General features: G+C 33.7%; 16 protein-coding genes and 1 riboswitch. Of the genes, 11 read left to right on the forward strand and 5 right to left on the reverse strand.

Annotation, left to right across the window (positions count from 1 at the left end):
• The first annotated feature begins 1 nt into the window (after window position 1).
• From F5ESL0225_RS00400 to F5ESL0225_RS00420, 5 genes are all read left to right on the forward strand, one after another.
• Window positions 2-820, forward strand: a complete 819-nt coding sequence (locus tag F5ESL0225_RS00400; RefSeq protein WP_090094107.1) for a two-component system regulatory protein YycI — start codon at window positions 2-4, stop codon at window positions 818-820.
• Window positions 821-833: 13 nt separating this feature from the next.
• A complete protein-coding gene (locus F5ESL0225_RS00405) occupies window positions 834-1,631 on the forward strand; it encodes an MBL fold metallo-hydrolase (protein ID WP_122047637.1) in 798 nt (265 codons plus the stop codon).
• Between the two features lie 68 nt (window positions 1,632-1,699).
• Complete coding sequence (locus F5ESL0225_RS00410; RefSeq protein ID WP_118897563.1) at window positions 1,700-2,884, forward strand: S1C family serine protease; 1,185 nt, start codon at window positions 1,700-1,702, stop codon at window positions 2,882-2,884.
• A 486-nt stretch (window positions 2,885-3,370) separates the two neighbouring features.
• On the forward strand, window positions 3,371-3,850 hold the full coding sequence (gene rlmH / locus F5ESL0225_RS00415; RefSeq protein WP_122021138.1) for a 23S rRNA (pseudouridine(1915)-N(3))-methyltransferase RlmH: 480 nt from the start codon (window positions 3,371-3,373) through the stop codon (window positions 3,848-3,850).
• 258 nt (window positions 3,851-4,108) lie between these two features.
• Entirely contained in the window at window positions 4,109-4,243 is a 135-nt protein-coding gene (locus F5ESL0225_RS00420; RefSeq protein ID WP_158592370.1) for an IS3 family transposase, read from the forward strand.
• Window positions 4,244-4,313: 70 nt separating this feature from the next.
• Here F5ESL0225_RS00420 and F5ESL0225_RS00425 read toward each other — a convergent pair whose 3' ends face one another.
• Both F5ESL0225_RS00425 and F5ESL0225_RS00430 read right to left on the reverse strand, forming a co-directional pair.
• Window positions 4,314-4,967, reverse strand: coding sequence for an energy-coupling factor transporter transmembrane protein EcfT (locus F5ESL0225_RS00425; RefSeq protein WP_122047639.1), 654 nt, complete (start codon window positions 4,965-4,967; stop codon window positions 4,314-4,316).
• Window positions 4,968-4,977: 10 nt separating this feature from the next.
• On the reverse strand, window positions 4,978-6,333 hold the full coding sequence (locus F5ESL0225_RS00430) for an ATP-binding cassette domain-containing protein (protein ID WP_122024324.1): 1,356 nt from the start codon (window positions 6,331-6,333) through the stop codon (window positions 4,978-4,980).
• 51 nt (window positions 6,334-6,384) lie between these two features.
• Window positions 6,385-6,474: riboswitch (TPP riboswitch) on the reverse strand.
• Between the two features lie 138 nt (window positions 6,475-6,612).
• On the opposite strand from F5ESL0225_RS00430, the gene F5ESL0225_RS00435 reads away from it, so the two are divergent.
• Both F5ESL0225_RS00435 and F5ESL0225_RS00440 read left to right on the forward strand, forming a co-directional pair.
• On the forward strand, window positions 6,613-7,542 hold the full coding sequence (locus tag F5ESL0225_RS00435) for a helix-turn-helix transcriptional regulator (protein WP_122047640.1): 930 nt from the start codon (window positions 6,613-6,615) through the stop codon (window positions 7,540-7,542).
• Between the two features lie 166 nt (window positions 7,543-7,708).
• On the forward strand, window positions 7,709-8,635 hold the full coding sequence (locus F5ESL0225_RS00440; RefSeq protein WP_122047641.1) for a MucBP domain-containing protein: 927 nt from the start codon (window positions 7,709-7,711) through the stop codon (window positions 8,633-8,635).
• A gap of 61 nt (window positions 8,636-8,696) precedes the next feature.
• Here F5ESL0225_RS00440 and htpX read toward each other — a convergent pair whose 3' ends face one another.
• The 3 genes from htpX to F5ESL0225_RS00455 all read right to left on the reverse strand — a co-directional run bounded on the left by htpX (window position 8,697) and on the right by F5ESL0225_RS00455 (window position 11,363).
• Window positions 8,697-9,593, reverse strand: a complete 897-nt coding sequence (gene htpX, locus F5ESL0225_RS00445; protein WP_090094097.1) for a zinc metalloprotease HtpX — start codon at window positions 9,591-9,593, stop codon at window positions 8,697-8,699.
• Window positions 9,594-9,609: 16 nt separating this feature from the next.
• Window positions 9,610-10,170, reverse strand: a complete 561-nt coding sequence (locus F5ESL0225_RS00450; RefSeq protein ID WP_122047642.1) for a LemA family protein — start codon at window positions 10,168-10,170, stop codon at window positions 9,610-9,612.
• A 92-nt stretch (window positions 10,171-10,262) separates the two neighbouring features.
• On the reverse strand, window positions 10,263-11,363 hold the full coding sequence (locus F5ESL0225_RS00455; protein ID WP_122047643.1) for an SLC13 family permease: 1,101 nt from the start codon (window positions 11,361-11,363) through the stop codon (window positions 10,263-10,265).
• 184 nt (window positions 11,364-11,547) lie between these two features.
• Between F5ESL0225_RS00455 and F5ESL0225_RS00460 the strand changes: the two genes are divergently transcribed.
• From F5ESL0225_RS00460 to F5ESL0225_RS00475, 4 genes are all read left to right on the forward strand, one after another.
• Window positions 11,548-11,910, forward strand: a complete 363-nt coding sequence (locus F5ESL0225_RS00460) for an iron-sulfur cluster biosynthesis family protein (protein ID WP_118895811.1) — start codon at window positions 11,548-11,550, stop codon at window positions 11,908-11,910.
• 156 nt (window positions 11,911-12,066) lie between these two features.
• Window positions 12,067-12,207 (forward strand): hypothetical protein, encoded by a 141-nt coding sequence (locus F5ESL0225_RS00465; RefSeq protein WP_122021144.1) that lies wholly within the window; start codon window positions 12,067-12,069, stop codon window positions 12,205-12,207.
• Window positions 12,208-12,330: 123 nt separating this feature from the next.
• Entirely contained in the window at window positions 12,331-13,248 is a 918-nt protein-coding gene (locus F5ESL0225_RS00470) for an HNH endonuclease (RefSeq protein WP_122021145.1), read from the forward strand.
• Window positions 13,249-13,292: 44 nt separating this feature from the next.
• Window positions 13,293-15,119: a BspA family leucine-rich repeat surface protein gene (locus tag F5ESL0225_RS00475; protein WP_122047644.1), complete on the forward strand. Its 1,827-nt coding sequence runs from the start codon at window positions 13,293-13,295 to the stop codon at window positions 15,117-15,119.
• The last annotated feature ends 7 nt before the right edge of the window (window positions 15,120-15,126 follow it).

Here is a 15,126-nt window from a genome sequence, read left to right on the forward strand (position 1 = left end):
GATGGATCGAAAAAGAATCGAATGGTTAATCTTAATTATATTTTTGTTAATTGATTTGTATCTTGGAATTGAAATGTGGCGCTCACCAATTAGTCTAAGCAATACGGCCGGAACGACAACTAGTATTCGGTCTGAAATGCGGGCAGATGGGATTGATATTCCATTACATATTTCGCGTAAGCAACAATCTGGTTATTATTTGGCGGCTAAAAATCGCGATTATCTTTCGCATAAAGAAAGTACTTTAACGCAAGTGACAACTCACTATTCAAAAAGTGATAACAGCCTATCTGCAACACCGCAATCGGCAATTTTACTTTCAGGTAATCGGAAAAAAATGCTTGAGCAACTAGATGATTTTAAGAACGATCCTACTTGTGTACCATATGGTAAAAATTTTAAATATGAGCCAAGTATGTCTGGCGAAAATGCTTATTGTTATGTACAAAAAACGGATTACGGTCAAGTCTATGATAATGATGCTCAATTAACAATTAATGTACGGAATAATCAAATTATCGATTATACAATTTCTTATATGGGACCAATTAGTGCAGTAAGAGAACCGCAGTTAATTATTAGTGCCTGGCATGCGGTTAAAGCAATGTATACTGATCGTGAAATTGCTAATAATTCACGCGTGTTAAAGGTTAATTTAGGATACTCGAAATTGACTGAAGTTCGGGGCAACACGATTATGTTACCCACATGGCTTATTTTAGTAGAAAATAAAACAACCAAAAATATAACTGTAAAACGAGTTAATGCATTTACTGCCCAAATTTTGCAAAGTAGCTCGTACAATGTTCAGAAAAATTAGGAAGGAAATTAATGTGCGTGTTTCTGTTTTAGCTAGCGGATCTACGGGAAATACTAGTCTAATTGAGACCAAGCAGCATAAAATATTAATGGATGCAGGCTTGTCAGGGAAAAAAACAAAGCAACTATTAAAAGATATAGGAGTTGATATCCATGACATTGATATGGTTTTTTTAAGCCATGATCATTCAGATCATAGTAAAGGATTAGGCATATTGATGCGCCGCTATCCTAAATTAGCTGCTTTTGCAAATGATGGGACATGGAAATATTTGAATGAAAGTCAAAAAATCGGTAAGCTACCAGTTGACCAGATTAATGTAATTGAATCTGGTCAAACTAAAACGTTTGGTGATCTTGATATCACAGCTTTTGCTACTAGTCATGATGCAGCTAAGCCACAATATTACGTTTTTACTAGTGGCGGCAAAAGGATTGCCTTTTTAACCGATACAGGATATGTTTCGCAGCGAATAAAAGCGGTAATTGCTGATTGTGATGCTTACTTAATGGAATTTAATTATGATGATCTGATGCTGCGTAACGGTCCTTATTCTTGGTCATTAAAGCAAAGAATTTTGTCAGACGTTGGACACCTATCTAATCTTGATGCGGGTCAAGCGCTATTAGACGTGGTTACTAGTAGAACTAAGCATATCTTTTTGGCCCACCTAAGTCAGCACAATAATACAGCTAAATTAGCTTATGATGCAGCAAAAGAGATAATGGTTAACGGTGATGCCAATTTACCAAGTGATGTTAAAATTGTCATGACCAATGCGAGTGCACCAACAAGCTTAATACAAATTTAATTAAATTATTTATATTTGTTCAAGCTTTATTAGTATTATTTAAAACATAACTAAAGGAGAACTAAATAATGGAAAAACAAAATAGTATTTTTAAAACTGCTATTGTTGGGATAGTAGCGGGTTTAATTGGGGGAGGTGCCTCATATGTGGCACTTGACCAAATTAATAATGCTAATTATAACAATAATGCGCAAACTAGTATTAGTTCCAGTAGTGCTAAAACTTCAAAAAATAGTGCCCGAAATAGTGGGGCAATGACGCCCGCCTACAACAGTGTTAGAGGAGCGGTTGTTTCGGTAATTAATATGAAACGACAAAATACACGTAGTAATTCTTTGTTTGATATTTTTGGTGACGATAATCCTAATAAGGATAAAGGTAAGTTGCAGACTTATAGTGAGGGATCTGGGGTTATTTACACCAAGTCAGGAAATAAAGGTTATATTGTAACTAACAACCATGTTGTTTCTGGGAGTGATAAAGTTCAAGTAATGCTCTCAAATGGAAAAACAGTTAATGCCCGCATTGTTGGTACTGATGCAACAACTGATTTAGCAGTTTTGTCAATTGATGCTAGCTACGCTACACAAATTGCTGAATTTGGCGATTCTAAGAGTTTGCAGGCAGGGCAAACGGTAATAGCCGTTGGCTCACCTCTTGGTAGTGAATATGCTTCAACCGTCACCCAAGGAATAATTTCCGCACCAGCGCGAAGCATTACCACCTCTTCAGCTAATCAACAGACAGTCATTCAAACTGATGCAGCCATCAATCCAGGTAACTCTGGTGGAGCCTTGGTTAATTCTGCGGGTCAGGTTATTGGGATTAATTCAATGAAGTTATCACAATCTGGTGATGGGACATCTGTTGAAGGAATGGGTTTTGCCATTCCTTCAAATGAGGTAGTTACAATTGTTAATCAGCTAGTTAAGAAGGGTAAAATTGTACGACCACAATTAGGAGTCAAAGTTATTGCGTTACAAGGGATGCCAGCTAGCTATCGTAAACAGCTTAATATTAAGTCTAACTTAAAAGATGGAATTTACATTGCAGAAGTTACTAAAAGAGGTGCAGCTAGTGTAGCTGGTATCAAAGTTGGTGATGTTATTATTAAGGTTGACAACCAATCTATTTCAGATGTCGCTTCGTTACACAGTATTTTGTATAATCATAAAGTTGGTGATCGTGTTAGTGTAACGATTAATCGTAATGGTAATGAAATGAAGTTAAATATAAAGTTGCAGGCTGATTAAGTTCGAAAAATAAATGTATTAGTTATTAAAAGCTGTACTACACTGATTTGGATGGTAATACAGCTTTTTTGTTAATAATCAATATGCGGAACATCGTAATATTCGTCTTTTATCTTTGTCAAGTTTTAAATGGGAGCTAAAATCTTGTTGATAACTGTGGAAAACTTTGTGGATTGTGCATAAATTAGCAAAAATTTCGTATAAGCTTTGTGGAAAACTTGTGAATTGTGTGTAAATATTATAGTTTATTTTTTGGCTAATAAAGCTAAAAAAACGGTGATAGCGCCATTCTTATCTAGAAAGTTTGTAAATTTCAACTATCCATGAATAGATGTGCGTAATTTAAAAATAAAAAATAAAAAAAAAGCAGCTAACACAAGTTATGATAAAAGTTAGTCTGATAACCACAAAATGTAGATTTTGCTTGTACACAGCTGTGGACAAAGTCAGTGGAAAGAATGGGTATTTGGGGATAAAGTAAAAATTATGAAGATAAAAATTATTTGTGTGGGTAAGTTAAAAGAAAAATATTTTAAGGACGCAATTGCGGAGTATCAAAAACGACTTAATCGATTTGCTAAAATAGAATTAATCCAAGTAGCTGATGAGCAAGCGCCTGAAAAATTAAGTTTAGCTGAACAAAATCAAGTTAAGGAAATTGAAGGACAAAGGATTTTAGCTAAAATTAAAAGTAAAGAATATGTGTATGTTACAGCGATTAAGGGTAAGGAACGTAGTAGTGAAGAATTTGCTTTAGAATTAGAAAAACTGGGGACTTATGGTCATTCAGATCTTACTTTCGTAATTGGTGGTAGTCTGGGCACTAGTTCTGCTGTAAATCAGCGGGCAGATGATTTACTTAGCTTCGGCAAATTAACTTTACCGCATCAATTGATGCGGGTGGTGCTAATCGAACAAATTTATCGCGGTTTTATGATTAATAATGGTAGTCCTTACCATAAATAAGAAGATAATAAAAAACAATCAACTATGAAGTGCCCCCAAATTTGGGGGTTATTTTTATGGCTAAATTATCTAAGTAAGATAAAATTACAAGCTATCGGCTTTGCCATGAATATTAAATTGTTCCTCCTGAATTAAGTTGGCGTTATCAGGTTAGATCTAATATTGATTACTTGCTGGCGTTTCTTGCATGTCACGGCCTAACTATTTTGGCTTAACTTTACACTATTTATAGTAATGACTTTAACCCTCAAGTGGGTAATGTTTTACGGCTTTGAAAATCAAGTTAAAAATCTTAATGAACTAGAAGATGCAATCAGAGACTACATTGAGTATTACAACCAGAAAAGAATTAAAAGCAAACTAAAAGGACCAACTCCGATTAAATACCGGTAATTAGTCCTCAGTTAATAATTAATAAAGCGCCCTAATTTTGGTTCGCATCATCTATATGGCTATTTTTTATTTAATTTAAAGTAAGTAGTGCAAGGTTAACAAATAATAGAATAATACTGCTATATATCCAATCACTTATTTTTATTGGAATTGCCACGATCGTTGTCCGTGGCGCATCTTCAACATAGCCATGTGACTCCATTGCTTGGGCTAAATTTTCGGCTGAATTGAGGGCAATTAAGATTGCTTTGAAGTAGAGTGTAGGTGACCAAAAACTTAAATAAACTCCCCGCATCATTGCAGCGGTTTGGACTTTTTTAATTGCTTGTTTCATTTGGGGAATAAGATTAAGTGCTGCTAAAATGCCATATGCGAATTTACTTGGTAGATGAAAATTTTGTTCAAAGCAACGAGCAAATTCTGTGGTCGTAGTTCCAATAAAAACGCAGTAGATGGTCAGAGTGTAGACATAAATTCTACTAGCTAAACAAAGAGCGTTCTGTAAATTGGGTTCAGGTGTAAACCAGTACAGAGTAGCAAAGATGGTCGTTGCTGCTACTAATGGTAAAAGTAATGTTAAAAGTAAATTTTTGATTTTGACATGATTAAAAAGTAAATAAACTACTGCTATTCCAATAATGATTAAATTTGTAGGTAAGCTGGTTGTCAATGATATCTCTAAAGAAACTATTACTGCTAAAAAGAACTTAAAACCAGGATTCAATGCGAGCACCTCATTTCGTTACATAGGTTAATTGTTGGTTTTTAAAAACAAGATGATAATCACACCACTCCGCAATGTTAGTAAGGTCGTGGGTAATAATTACTAATGTTTGCCCTTGTCGAGCTTGGTTCTCCTTTAATAAATTTATGATTTGTTTAGCAGAATGATCATCTAAGCCACTTAGCGGTTCATCAAGTAAGAGCACAGCTTGACTAGCAATGATCATCAATAAAATTTGCAATTTCTTTTGTTGACCACCAGAAAGGGAATAGACAGCTTGATCTAAGGTTTGATCTAATTCCAAGGCAATTAAAGCTTTATTAATTTCTGGGTCAGTAAAGAAATGGTTGTTAGGACTTTTTTTACTCAAGTTAAGCTCATCTGCAACTGAAATATTAATAAATTGGTCACTAGCTTTTTGGAAAACTTGCCCAACTTGCCACAAATATTTACGCGCGGATAGTTGGCTAATTTCATGGTCATAATAAGTCAAGCTACCATCGTAGGATAACATTTTACTAAGGGCATTAAAAAGTGAAGTTTTACCAATGCCATTAGCTCCCGTAATGAGGGTGGTTTTACCAGCCATAATTTGTAAGTGCTTTTGGTTTAAAAGTAATCGATTTTCACTAATTTTTGTATTAGTTAAAGTAAAACAGGGTTGCTCACTTTGAGGGAGAGCAAAATGATAATTTTTTTTATCTTTATTTTTTTGCAATAAGTTATCTTTGGCTGCTGCACTTAGCTTAGTGATTACTTTTTTTTGAAATTGAAATATATTGTCACAAATATTTTGATAATTGCTTAAAAGATGATCACTAATGAGAATAGTTTTCCCTTGTTTTTTTAAAGCTGCTAATTTGTTAATTAAAAAGTGCCGAGTATCTGGGTCACAACTGGCAAATGGCTCATCAAGTAAATAAAGATCTACATCCATTGCTACTAGAACAGCTAGTGCGACTCGTTGCTGTTCACCACCAGACATTGTATTAATTTTTTGATCAAGTAGATGGTCAATCTGGGTAAATTTAACGGCCAATTTAAGACGTTGGGCATATTGTTCACGGTCAACTTGGAGGTTTTCTAAAGCGAAGATAATTTCTTCTCGCGGAGTAGACATTGTAAATTGTTCACTAGCATTTTGGAACAGCATCGCAGCTCGTAAGCCATTTAAATCAACTTCCCCAGTGAGTTGACCAGCATATTTGGGATAAAGTGCTGCAAGTATTTTTAGTAGGGTAGATTTGCCGCAGCCTGAAGGTCCTACTAATAATGAAAATTCTTTTGTAGGTATGGTTAAACTAAGGTTATCTAAAATTTTATTCTGCAGGTCATATGTAAAAGTTAAATTTTTAATAGTAATCAATTTTATTTCCTAAGTATAAAAAAAGTCATCATGGCTTCATACCAGATGACGTAAAATTCAAGTGATTTTCCCTTCGTTGGCATTATCCATGCAGGTTCAGTGGGTATGTTCTCAGCCTTATCGGCACCCCAAGATTAGTGTCATTATACCTAAAAGATGGTTTGCTGTCTATCTTGATCATGATATTAAAGTAAACTTTTTTGCTTTAAAAATTTATAAGTAACAAATCTTTTGATATATAATTAAAGTATAATATAAAATCATTGAGAAGGTGAAGGTATGACAGCAGCTAGGCTGGAACAATATTTAGCGAGTGTTTTACAAGCAATAAGTACTGATACAAATGAGGTATGTCTCAAACCAGTTAATAGCACTTTTGATCTATTTACGATTTATCTTGAAAATCATAATACTGGTCTACATCGCTATCAAACTGCTCGTCAAACTATTATTTTTATGGTGGCAGGAACAATAAACATAAAAATCAATGGAAAAAATATTCGTTTAGCAACAGGAAATAGCGTTTTTTTAGAACCAAAATGTGAATATGATGTTCCTAGGCAAACTAAAGAAGATATAATCGTTAAATTTGAATTTACTAATCATTTAAATTTTCTCAATGCTATAGCTAAATTTAATGATGACGAGCAGAAAATAGTTAGCCAAATAAAGTTATCTCTTAAGACGGAGCGGTTGTTATATTTAAAAAATTCAAAATTAGCCAAACCCACCCAACTGATGAGAAGAATCGTTGATGAGTATTTAAACCAAAATTTGTTTACTAGTGAAATGATTAGAGCAGAATTAATGATGGCATTTTTAACAACGATTAGAAATCAAAAGCTATCAGCTCTACCACTGGTTAACTATGAATTTGCTGAGACAGCTCTAGATCAATATATTGATGAAAACTTTGCTCATATTACTTTGGAACAAACTGCAAAGCATTTTGGTTTAAATCCTAATTATTTTTCAACTTTAGTTAAGCAAAAAACTGGAAAAAGTTTTGTTGAGCATGTTGATGAAAGACGCATGCAGGAAGCACGTACCTTACTAGCACGCCCTGATATTTCGGTTAGAGATATTATTGCTCAAGTAGGATATAGTGGTAAATCTTTTTTTTATAAAAAATTTAACGAGTATTATCATGAAACGCCAGTTCAAATGCGGACAGAATTATTTAGACAGGCGAATATCAACTTAAAATAGCGGTATGTTAATTTTATTATATAACTATTGTTATATTATATATATATAAACTTCTGCTTGCTGGATACATATGCTACAATCGCTTTCAAAGTTATATTTATAGCATAATTGGTTGTTAATGACTTTAAATTGAAATCACATAGGTGTAGCCGAAAGGACACAAGATATGAGCAAAAGAAAAGGCATTTTTAAAGATGGTAAAAAAAGAATATTGGGAGCTGTTACCTTTATAGCGTTAAGTTTTTTAACTGCTAATACTAAAGTTGCTGCAGCAGCTTCTTTGTCATCTAGCCCCAAACCGGCTGTAGCTGTATACGAAGGTGCTACTGCTACTAATTCAGTTAAGGTAAAATATCAAGACGATAAAGGTAATCCAATTGCGTCGTTCAAGGATGAGGTAATTTCGACATCTAAAATTAAAGTACCCCAAATTCCAGGTTATACATTTAAGTCAGCGCAATATGCTGATCAGCCAATCGATTCTAAAGATAATTTAATTGAAATTACAACTCCTGTTGCAGATGGAATTTTAATTTTAACTTATACTAAAGATACGGTAGTTGATAAACGCGAACCAATTAAAGGTGCAAATGTCATAGTAAAATATCAAGCTGAAGATGGCAACACACTTGCCGCTGAAGAAGTTTTAAGTGGAAATCTGGGTGATGGTTATATTTCAACTGCTAAAGAAATTCCAGGTTATACACTTAAGACACGACCGACTAATGCCGTTGGATTTTTTGATAGTGTAGAACAGATTGTAACTTATATTTATACTAAGAACGGACAAACTAATTCTACGGGTAATGAATCTGTAATTCCTCCAAAAGACGATAAGTCAAGTAATAAACAGCAGGGACATTCTCAAAATTGTTTACCGACTGGTAAAAAACCGACTGATAGTAAGACTAAGATTACAAGCAATTCTACTAGGGGTAAGGGACTTAATGATCCCAATAACGATCACTCTGCAGGCAAGTTGCCGCAAACTGGTATAAATAAGCAATCCCAGTTATCACTTTTAGTAGCGGGAATTGTTTTATTATTAACTGGGATTAGTTTAACTAGTCTTAAGTCTAAGAAGAAAAATTAATTTTATAGTTATTTAAAAGGCACCTTTTAAAAAGGTGCCTTTTAAAAGGTGCCTTTTAAAATTACATTTTTTCTAAACGAACAATTCGATCTGCTGTTGGGGGATGAGTGTCAAATAAATGTGTCAATCCATGCTGTTGATGTAGAGGATTTTCAATATACATTCCGGCACTACTAGGGTCTGCTTTTTTCATAGGCTCTGAATTTTCAATTTTTTTAAGTGCAGAAATTAAACCTTGTGGATTACGCGTTAATTCTACTGATGAAGCATCAGCCAAATATTCACGATTTCGCGACAATGCCATTTGGGCTAAACTTGCACAAATGGGTCCGAGGATTAAGACGAACAAGATAGCAATAACTTTAAAAATTAAGTTCAAACTATTGTTGCTATCATTATTATCATGGTCATCGTCGTCAATCCACCAGATGTATCTACTGGCTATCCCTGATAGAAAAGAGATAACACCAACTAAGACAGCTGCAATAGTAGAAACCATTATATCGTAATTTCGAATATGCGAAATTTCGTGACCTAAAACGCCTTCTAGTTCTTCACGATTCATCATATCCAGTAGCCCTTGTGTAACTGCAACTGCTGAATGATTAGGATCACGACCTGTCGCAAAGGCATTAGGACTTTGATCATTTATAATAAAAACACGTGGCATTGGTACACGACCGACTAAAGCCATATCTTGAACAATATGCCATAATTGGGGATTACTTTGTTCATCTATTTCTTGCGCATGGTTGAGGCTCATAACCATATTGGCTGGATTAGGTAAGACAATTAGCATATAAATAACGCTAAAGATAATGGCAACAATCAAACCTAAAAGTGGTCGATTACCGAAAATATAGCCTAAACCAGCGCCAACTAAAGCTAAAATAATTATAAACAAAGTCATAATAACTATTGTTTTTCGTTTGTTGCGAGCGATTTGTTCAAATAGCATAACACTAACCTATTGTTTAAAATTTTACTTTAGGTACTTCTTTTTCAGTTTCATTTGTTTGCAAGTAATCAACTTTTTGGAATCCATGTATTTTTGCAACAATATTTGATGGGAAAGTCAAGAGTTTCTGGTCATATGATGCAGCAGATGAATTATAAAGTTGTCTGGAATAAGAAATTTTATTTTCAGTATTAGTTAATTCTTCCTGTAACTTCAAGAAATTTTGATTTGCCTTTAGGTCGGGATAGTTTTCGGATAATGCAAAAATTGTTTTTAACGAATCTGAAATTTGATTTGAAACTTTCATTGTTTGAGCGTGATCATCACTAGGTACATTAGTTAATTGATTGCGTAACTGAACAACGCGTTCTAATGTTTCTTGTTCATGTTTAGCGTATCCCTTAGTTGTTTCGACTAAGTTAGGGATTAGGTCATTACGCCGTTTTAATTGGACATCAATTTGACTCCAGGATTCTTCAGTATAGACTTTGGCTTTTTGTAAGCCGTTATAAAGTGTAATATAAATTGCAATTAATAATATGATAACAATAATAGCAATTAAAGTTAAATTGAACATTATTTTTCCTCCTAATAAGTTATTATTAATTATAACTTACTATACCTGATTTTAATAATAATAAGTTAAATCCAAGGATTAAGAAAGTTTTCTTAAACTATTAGTAGTATCCAACCAACAACTGTAAGAATAATTAAACTAATAAATTGCATAATAGACCATTTTTTGAAAAATTCACTGCGAGAAACAGTTGCATTTTGTGTAAATGTTTTCAAAACTAGCATATTTGCCATAGAGCCAATTGGTGATCCGAAGCCCCCAATATTTGATCCTAAAAATAGTGCTTTAGCATATGGTGTGAATTTACCAACTAATATAGTGGCTGGGACGTTACTGATCATTTGACTAGATAAAATTGATATAAAGTAAGTTGAACTTTCTGAATTAATCATTGTGTGAATTAAGGTAACAACTAAGGGAATTTGTTGGATGTCACTGATAAAAATAAAAAAGCACGTAAAAGTTAAAAGTAGTGCATAATCAAGTTTTAGTAAGATTTTTGGATTAATTATTAAAGCAAGTATAATTGCGACAACCATCGGAATAATAATGTTAATAACTTTAAAAACACCTAAAAAGAATAGCGCGAATACAGCTGTAGTAATTACAGTTGGCCGAATACTAATATTAATTTGTTTAGCACTTTGCATTGGTATTTTTGTTTTGGGAATAAAATATAGAATAACAAAGGTAATTATTAACGCAGCTAGTAGATAAGGTAATGACCAAGAAAAGAACTCAATTGCATTAACCGAATATTTACTAACTAAAAAAATATTATGGGGGTTACCCCAAGGAGTAAAAGCAGCTCCAATATTTGCGCCCATTCCGATTAGGGTTACTGGTAAAATCTGCGGTAAATCACATCTTTTAGCAATATTTAAGTATAACGGAATTAGAGTTAATGCAGTAATATCGTTACCCAAAAACATACCAGAAATAATCGAAAGCAGTGTAAACAATGTGTTTAACTTTTTCATGTTGTCAGTTATGCTAGTCAACTTATACGCTAAGACGTCGAGTACATGTAAGTAAGCGTAAATTTGAATGATGATTAGCATTGTAGCGATAGAAAATATTGTATGTAAATTAATATCTTCTAAGCGTGGTCTAGCAAAGAAAAGACTTATAATCGTTACCACGATAGTAATTTGTAAGATTCTATCACTAAAAATCTTTTTTAAGATGGACATAAAATGTCCCCTTTCACAGTTATAATCATCTATCATATTGCTATATACATTTTGAGCCTTTTTTTCTTTGTTCGCAATAAAAACTTTTCATTAGCAATTGGATTCACGTAAACATAAACTTTGACTTCCAGTTAAAAGATAGCCTATACTTAGGAAAATGATTAAGGATTAGGAGGAAGATAACATGAATAACTCTAAATCAATTAAAATCAATATTAAACCTGAAGCAGCTGATAAAATAAAGGCACAAGCTGCTGGGCAAGTGGTGCTTTTGGCACTTAATGACGGCTCCAATAAATATTCGGATATTGGCGGTAGTTGTACAATCGGTGCCAATTTTCAATTTGTAATTTTAAATCAACCAGATCCGGATTTTCCAATTAAAGTGGACAATAATGCTGACTTAGATATGTATACTAGTTCAGCTGAATTGCAATATTTGGATGGAGGATTGATTGTCAGTCAAAAGGATGCAGCATTAAGTTTGGCTGATGATAGTGGTGTAATCGATGGTGCTGTTACAATTAATGTAAGTAAAAATAACTAATAAGTAATATAAAGAGCAGTCACTGGCTGCTTTTTTATATATAACTAACTAGTCACGCACTGATCCATAGTGTACTTGGCGACAAACCTTGCTTGATTAGGCTTTTCGTGGTAAACTGTAAAAGATTTTCGGAAATCTGAAAGGAAGTATAGTACTATGCGTAAAGGTGAAAATTACAACACTGGTTGTGAACCAAGCCAAAGACCTAAAAACAAGAAGAATGGTAAAAAGCGCGTTGCTCATGTGGCAGCAGTTGTTGCTTTCTTGAACAAGGCTAAAGCAGACGAAAATAAGTAGTGTGCATTAAATAAACTAAAAGGGTGGATTACATTTGTAACCCATCCTTTTTTTATGGCCATAAGTTGGTTAAAATGGAGCTAAGATTAATGACATTATTTGCCTTAAAGGAGATATCTTAAAGTGAAATTTCAATGTAGCGCCTGCGGTCTGCGCCTTAATTCCAATCATTTCAAGTATCAAGAAGCAAAGAACCTGCAATTAACTAGTATTTGTGATCAATGTCTGCAACGGGGAGCAAAAGCCGAGGACTTTGGTAATGTACCAATTGCTATTTTTGCTCAAGCTTTGCTCTATGGGTTTGTTGGTCGAGATAATGAAGATCAAGAACTAAATTTTTTAGTGCATTCAAAAGATAAACGTAAGCGCTACGAGTCTTTTATTCAAGATTATGATAGTAATGAATTAGCACAGCAGCAACTTAGTCGGCAAGAGTTTAATCAAGCGCTCATCGCTAGTGAGGTGGGGGAAATTGAATTTATTCCACAATTAAATCTTACTTTTGCTGAAAATTTAAATAAATTAGGGCTAAATGTTGATTTTAAGTTAAATGAAGTCGACTTTATTGATCGTGAACGTATCCGGGCTAAATACCATTATCGCTGTCAATATTGCGGCCGGCGAGGGCATAGCGTGGACCACAAGCATCCGGTATCTTTATCACATAATAATGATTTTGACAATTTGATCTTGTCTTGTCAGGAATGCAATCGGATTAAATCTAATATGCCCTATGAACTTTTTATCAAGTTAAATGCACAAATCGCCCAACTTAATCAAAAATTAGTTAAGTATGAAAATGCTCTAGCAACCTTTAGCGGTGAATTTGAACAAAGAAGGCGCAGTATAGCTGCCACAATGCACCTTAAAGGTGTTGTTAACGATTCGGAATTAACGCAAATGCGAAAGCAAAATAAAAAATTACAAGATGCGATTGATAGTTTAAGTAGTGATTATACTGAATTGCGCCAATTGCGTGAGCAACACTTTAATGTTGGCTGGAAGTTATTAAAGGAGAATGCTAAAGAGGATATCATTTAAGTGATCAAATATTATAATTGAGATATAGGAAGGGGAGTTTAATAATGAAATTTAAAAAGATAAGAGGTCATTTTTCAAAACTAGTTAAGTTAGGAATAATGTTTGCTTTATTAGCTAGTATCGTGGAGTCTGCTGCAACTGTTCAAGGATCAGCCAAAACACTAGAAACAGTAGTAAGTAATCCGAGCTTAGGATTGGGAATTTGGACTGGAAAAGATGGTGACTGCAACTGGAATTATGATGTAGTTACTAAAACATTGACTATTGAAAATGGTCAATTATCATCTATTCCGCTTACCAAAGAGTTGTCGTGGGCAAATGAAATTGAGTATCTTAATTTTGACGGTCAGATAGAGTTACCTGCTAATGTGGCAAACAAATTTGCTAATTTAACTAGTCTAAAGGCCATTAGCGGATTAAATAAAATGGATACAAGTTCGACAAACAATATGGCAAGTCTTTTCGATAATGATCTAAATTTAACTAGTCTTGACTTGAGTCATTTTGATACCAAAAATGTAACCAATATGAGCAATATGTTTGCCTATAGTGGAATTACTAATCTTGATTTAAGTCATTTAGATACCAAAAGTGTTACAGATATGTCTGGTATGTTTTTTCAAACTAGAAAACTGAATAATCTTGATCTAAGTCATTTTGATACCAGAAATGTAATCAATATGAGCAATATGTTTGCCTATAGTGGAATTACTAACCTTGATCTAAGTCATTTTGATACCAGAAATGTAACCAATATGAGCAATATGTTTGCCTCTAGTAGAATTACAAATCTTGATTTAAGCCATTTTGATACTAACAGCTTAACAAGTATGAGAGGTATGTTTCAAGGCACTGGAACTTCAGGTGAAAAATTCACTTTAAGTAGTCACTTTAATACTAGTAAAGTAACTGATATGTCGGAATTATTTGCTGCTACTAAATATGCACAGATTGTTTTAAACAATCTTGATACTAGTCATGTGACTAATATGCGCGATATGTTTGCACATTCTCGCGTAAATAGTCTTGATTTAAGCCATTTTGATACTAGTCACGTTACTAATATGTCAGGGATGTTTTCATATAATACAAACTTAACTAGCCTTGACTTAAACCATTTAGATACATCTAATGTTACTGATATGTCCTATATGTTTACCAATGATACCGCTTTGAATCACTTAAATCTCAGCGGCTTAGATACGTCTAAAGTAACTGATATGCATTATATGTTTGAAGCTGATCCGGCTTTAACTAGCTTAGATTTAAGCCATTTTGATACCAGTAGATTAATTAATATGCAGGCAATGTTTAGAAAAGATACAAATCTGGTTGACCTAGATTTGCACAACTTTAAGACCAATCAAGTCCAAATCATGGATGATTTATTTGAATATGATTCTAAGCTTGAAAGTGTAAATTTAAGGGGGTGGAATACCCAAAAGGTAACCACAATGAGCAGTATGTTTAGGCATTGTCCCCAGTTAGTTTACGTTGACCTCAGTGGTTTTCATACTCCCAAATTAAAAGACTCTACACTAATGTTTCAGTATGACTATAAGTTAGCTGGTATTGATTTGAGTCACTTTAACATCCATAATAGTAACATTTTAGATCATGCAGGGAATCCAAATGGCTTTGCAGTTAAATTGGGTCATTATCGTTTGCGTAAGAGTTCAGGCGTGGGGCAAAGTTTTAAGCATATTCAAGCAGTAGGTAAAGGAAAGCTCAATCACCCTCAGGGAAAAAAATATACAGCAGAGCAACTCTTTAGGTTGTATAATCATTCGGCTAAAAAAAGTCCAGTGGCAATCTATGTGATGTATAACGGTAAAAAACCAAGTTTTGCTAAACAACTAGGAATTAAATAATTAAAGA

It is taken from the genome of Lactobacillus sp. ESL0225 (assembly GCF_003692905.1).
In the GTDB taxonomy this organism is placed as follows: domain Bacteria; phylum Bacillota; class Bacilli; order Lactobacillales; family Lactobacillaceae; genus Lactobacillus; species Lactobacillus bombicola.

Coding starts and splice junctions, on each gene's coding strand:
- F5ESL0225_RS00475 (WP_122047644.1), top strand. CDS start 13,293: ATGAAATTTAAAAAGATAAGAGGTCATTTTTCAAAACTAGTTAAGTTA.
- F5ESL0225_RS00455 (WP_122047643.1), bottom strand. CDS start 11,363: ATGTCCATCTTAAAAAAGATTTTTAGTGATAGAATCTTACAAATTACT.
- F5ESL0225_RS00460 (WP_118895811.1), top strand. CDS start 11,548: ATGAATAACTCTAAATCAATTAAAATCAATATTAAACCTGAAGCAGCT.
- rlmH (WP_122021138.1), top strand. CDS start 3,371: ATGAAGATAAAAATTATTTGTGTGGGTAAGTTAAAAGAAAAATATTTT.
- F5ESL0225_RS00440 (WP_122047641.1), top strand. CDS start 7,709: ATGAGCAAAAGAAAAGGCATTTTTAAAGATGGTAAAAAAAGAATATTG.
- F5ESL0225_RS00400 (WP_090094107.1), top strand. CDS start 2: ATGGATCGAAAAAGAATCGAATGGTTAATCTTAATTATATTTTTGTTA.
- F5ESL0225_RS00435 (WP_122047640.1), top strand. CDS start 6,613: ATGACAGCAGCTAGGCTGGAACAATATTTAGCGAGTGTTTTACAAGCA.
- F5ESL0225_RS00410 (WP_118897563.1), top strand. CDS start 1,700: ATGGAAAAACAAAATAGTATTTTTAAAACTGCTATTGTTGGGATAGTA.
- F5ESL0225_RS00420 (WP_158592370.1), top strand. CDS start 4,109: ATGTTTTACGGCTTTGAAAATCAAGTTAAAAATCTTAATGAACTAGAA.
- htpX (WP_090094097.1), bottom strand. CDS start 9,593: ATGCTATTTGAACAAATCGCTCGCAACAAACGAAAAACAATAGTTATT.
- F5ESL0225_RS00450 (WP_122047642.1), bottom strand. CDS start 10,170: ATGTTCAATTTAACTTTAATTGCTATTATTGTTATCATATTATTAATT.
- F5ESL0225_RS00465 (WP_122021144.1), top strand. CDS start 12,067: ATGCGTAAAGGTGAAAATTACAACACTGGTTGTGAACCAAGCCAAAGA.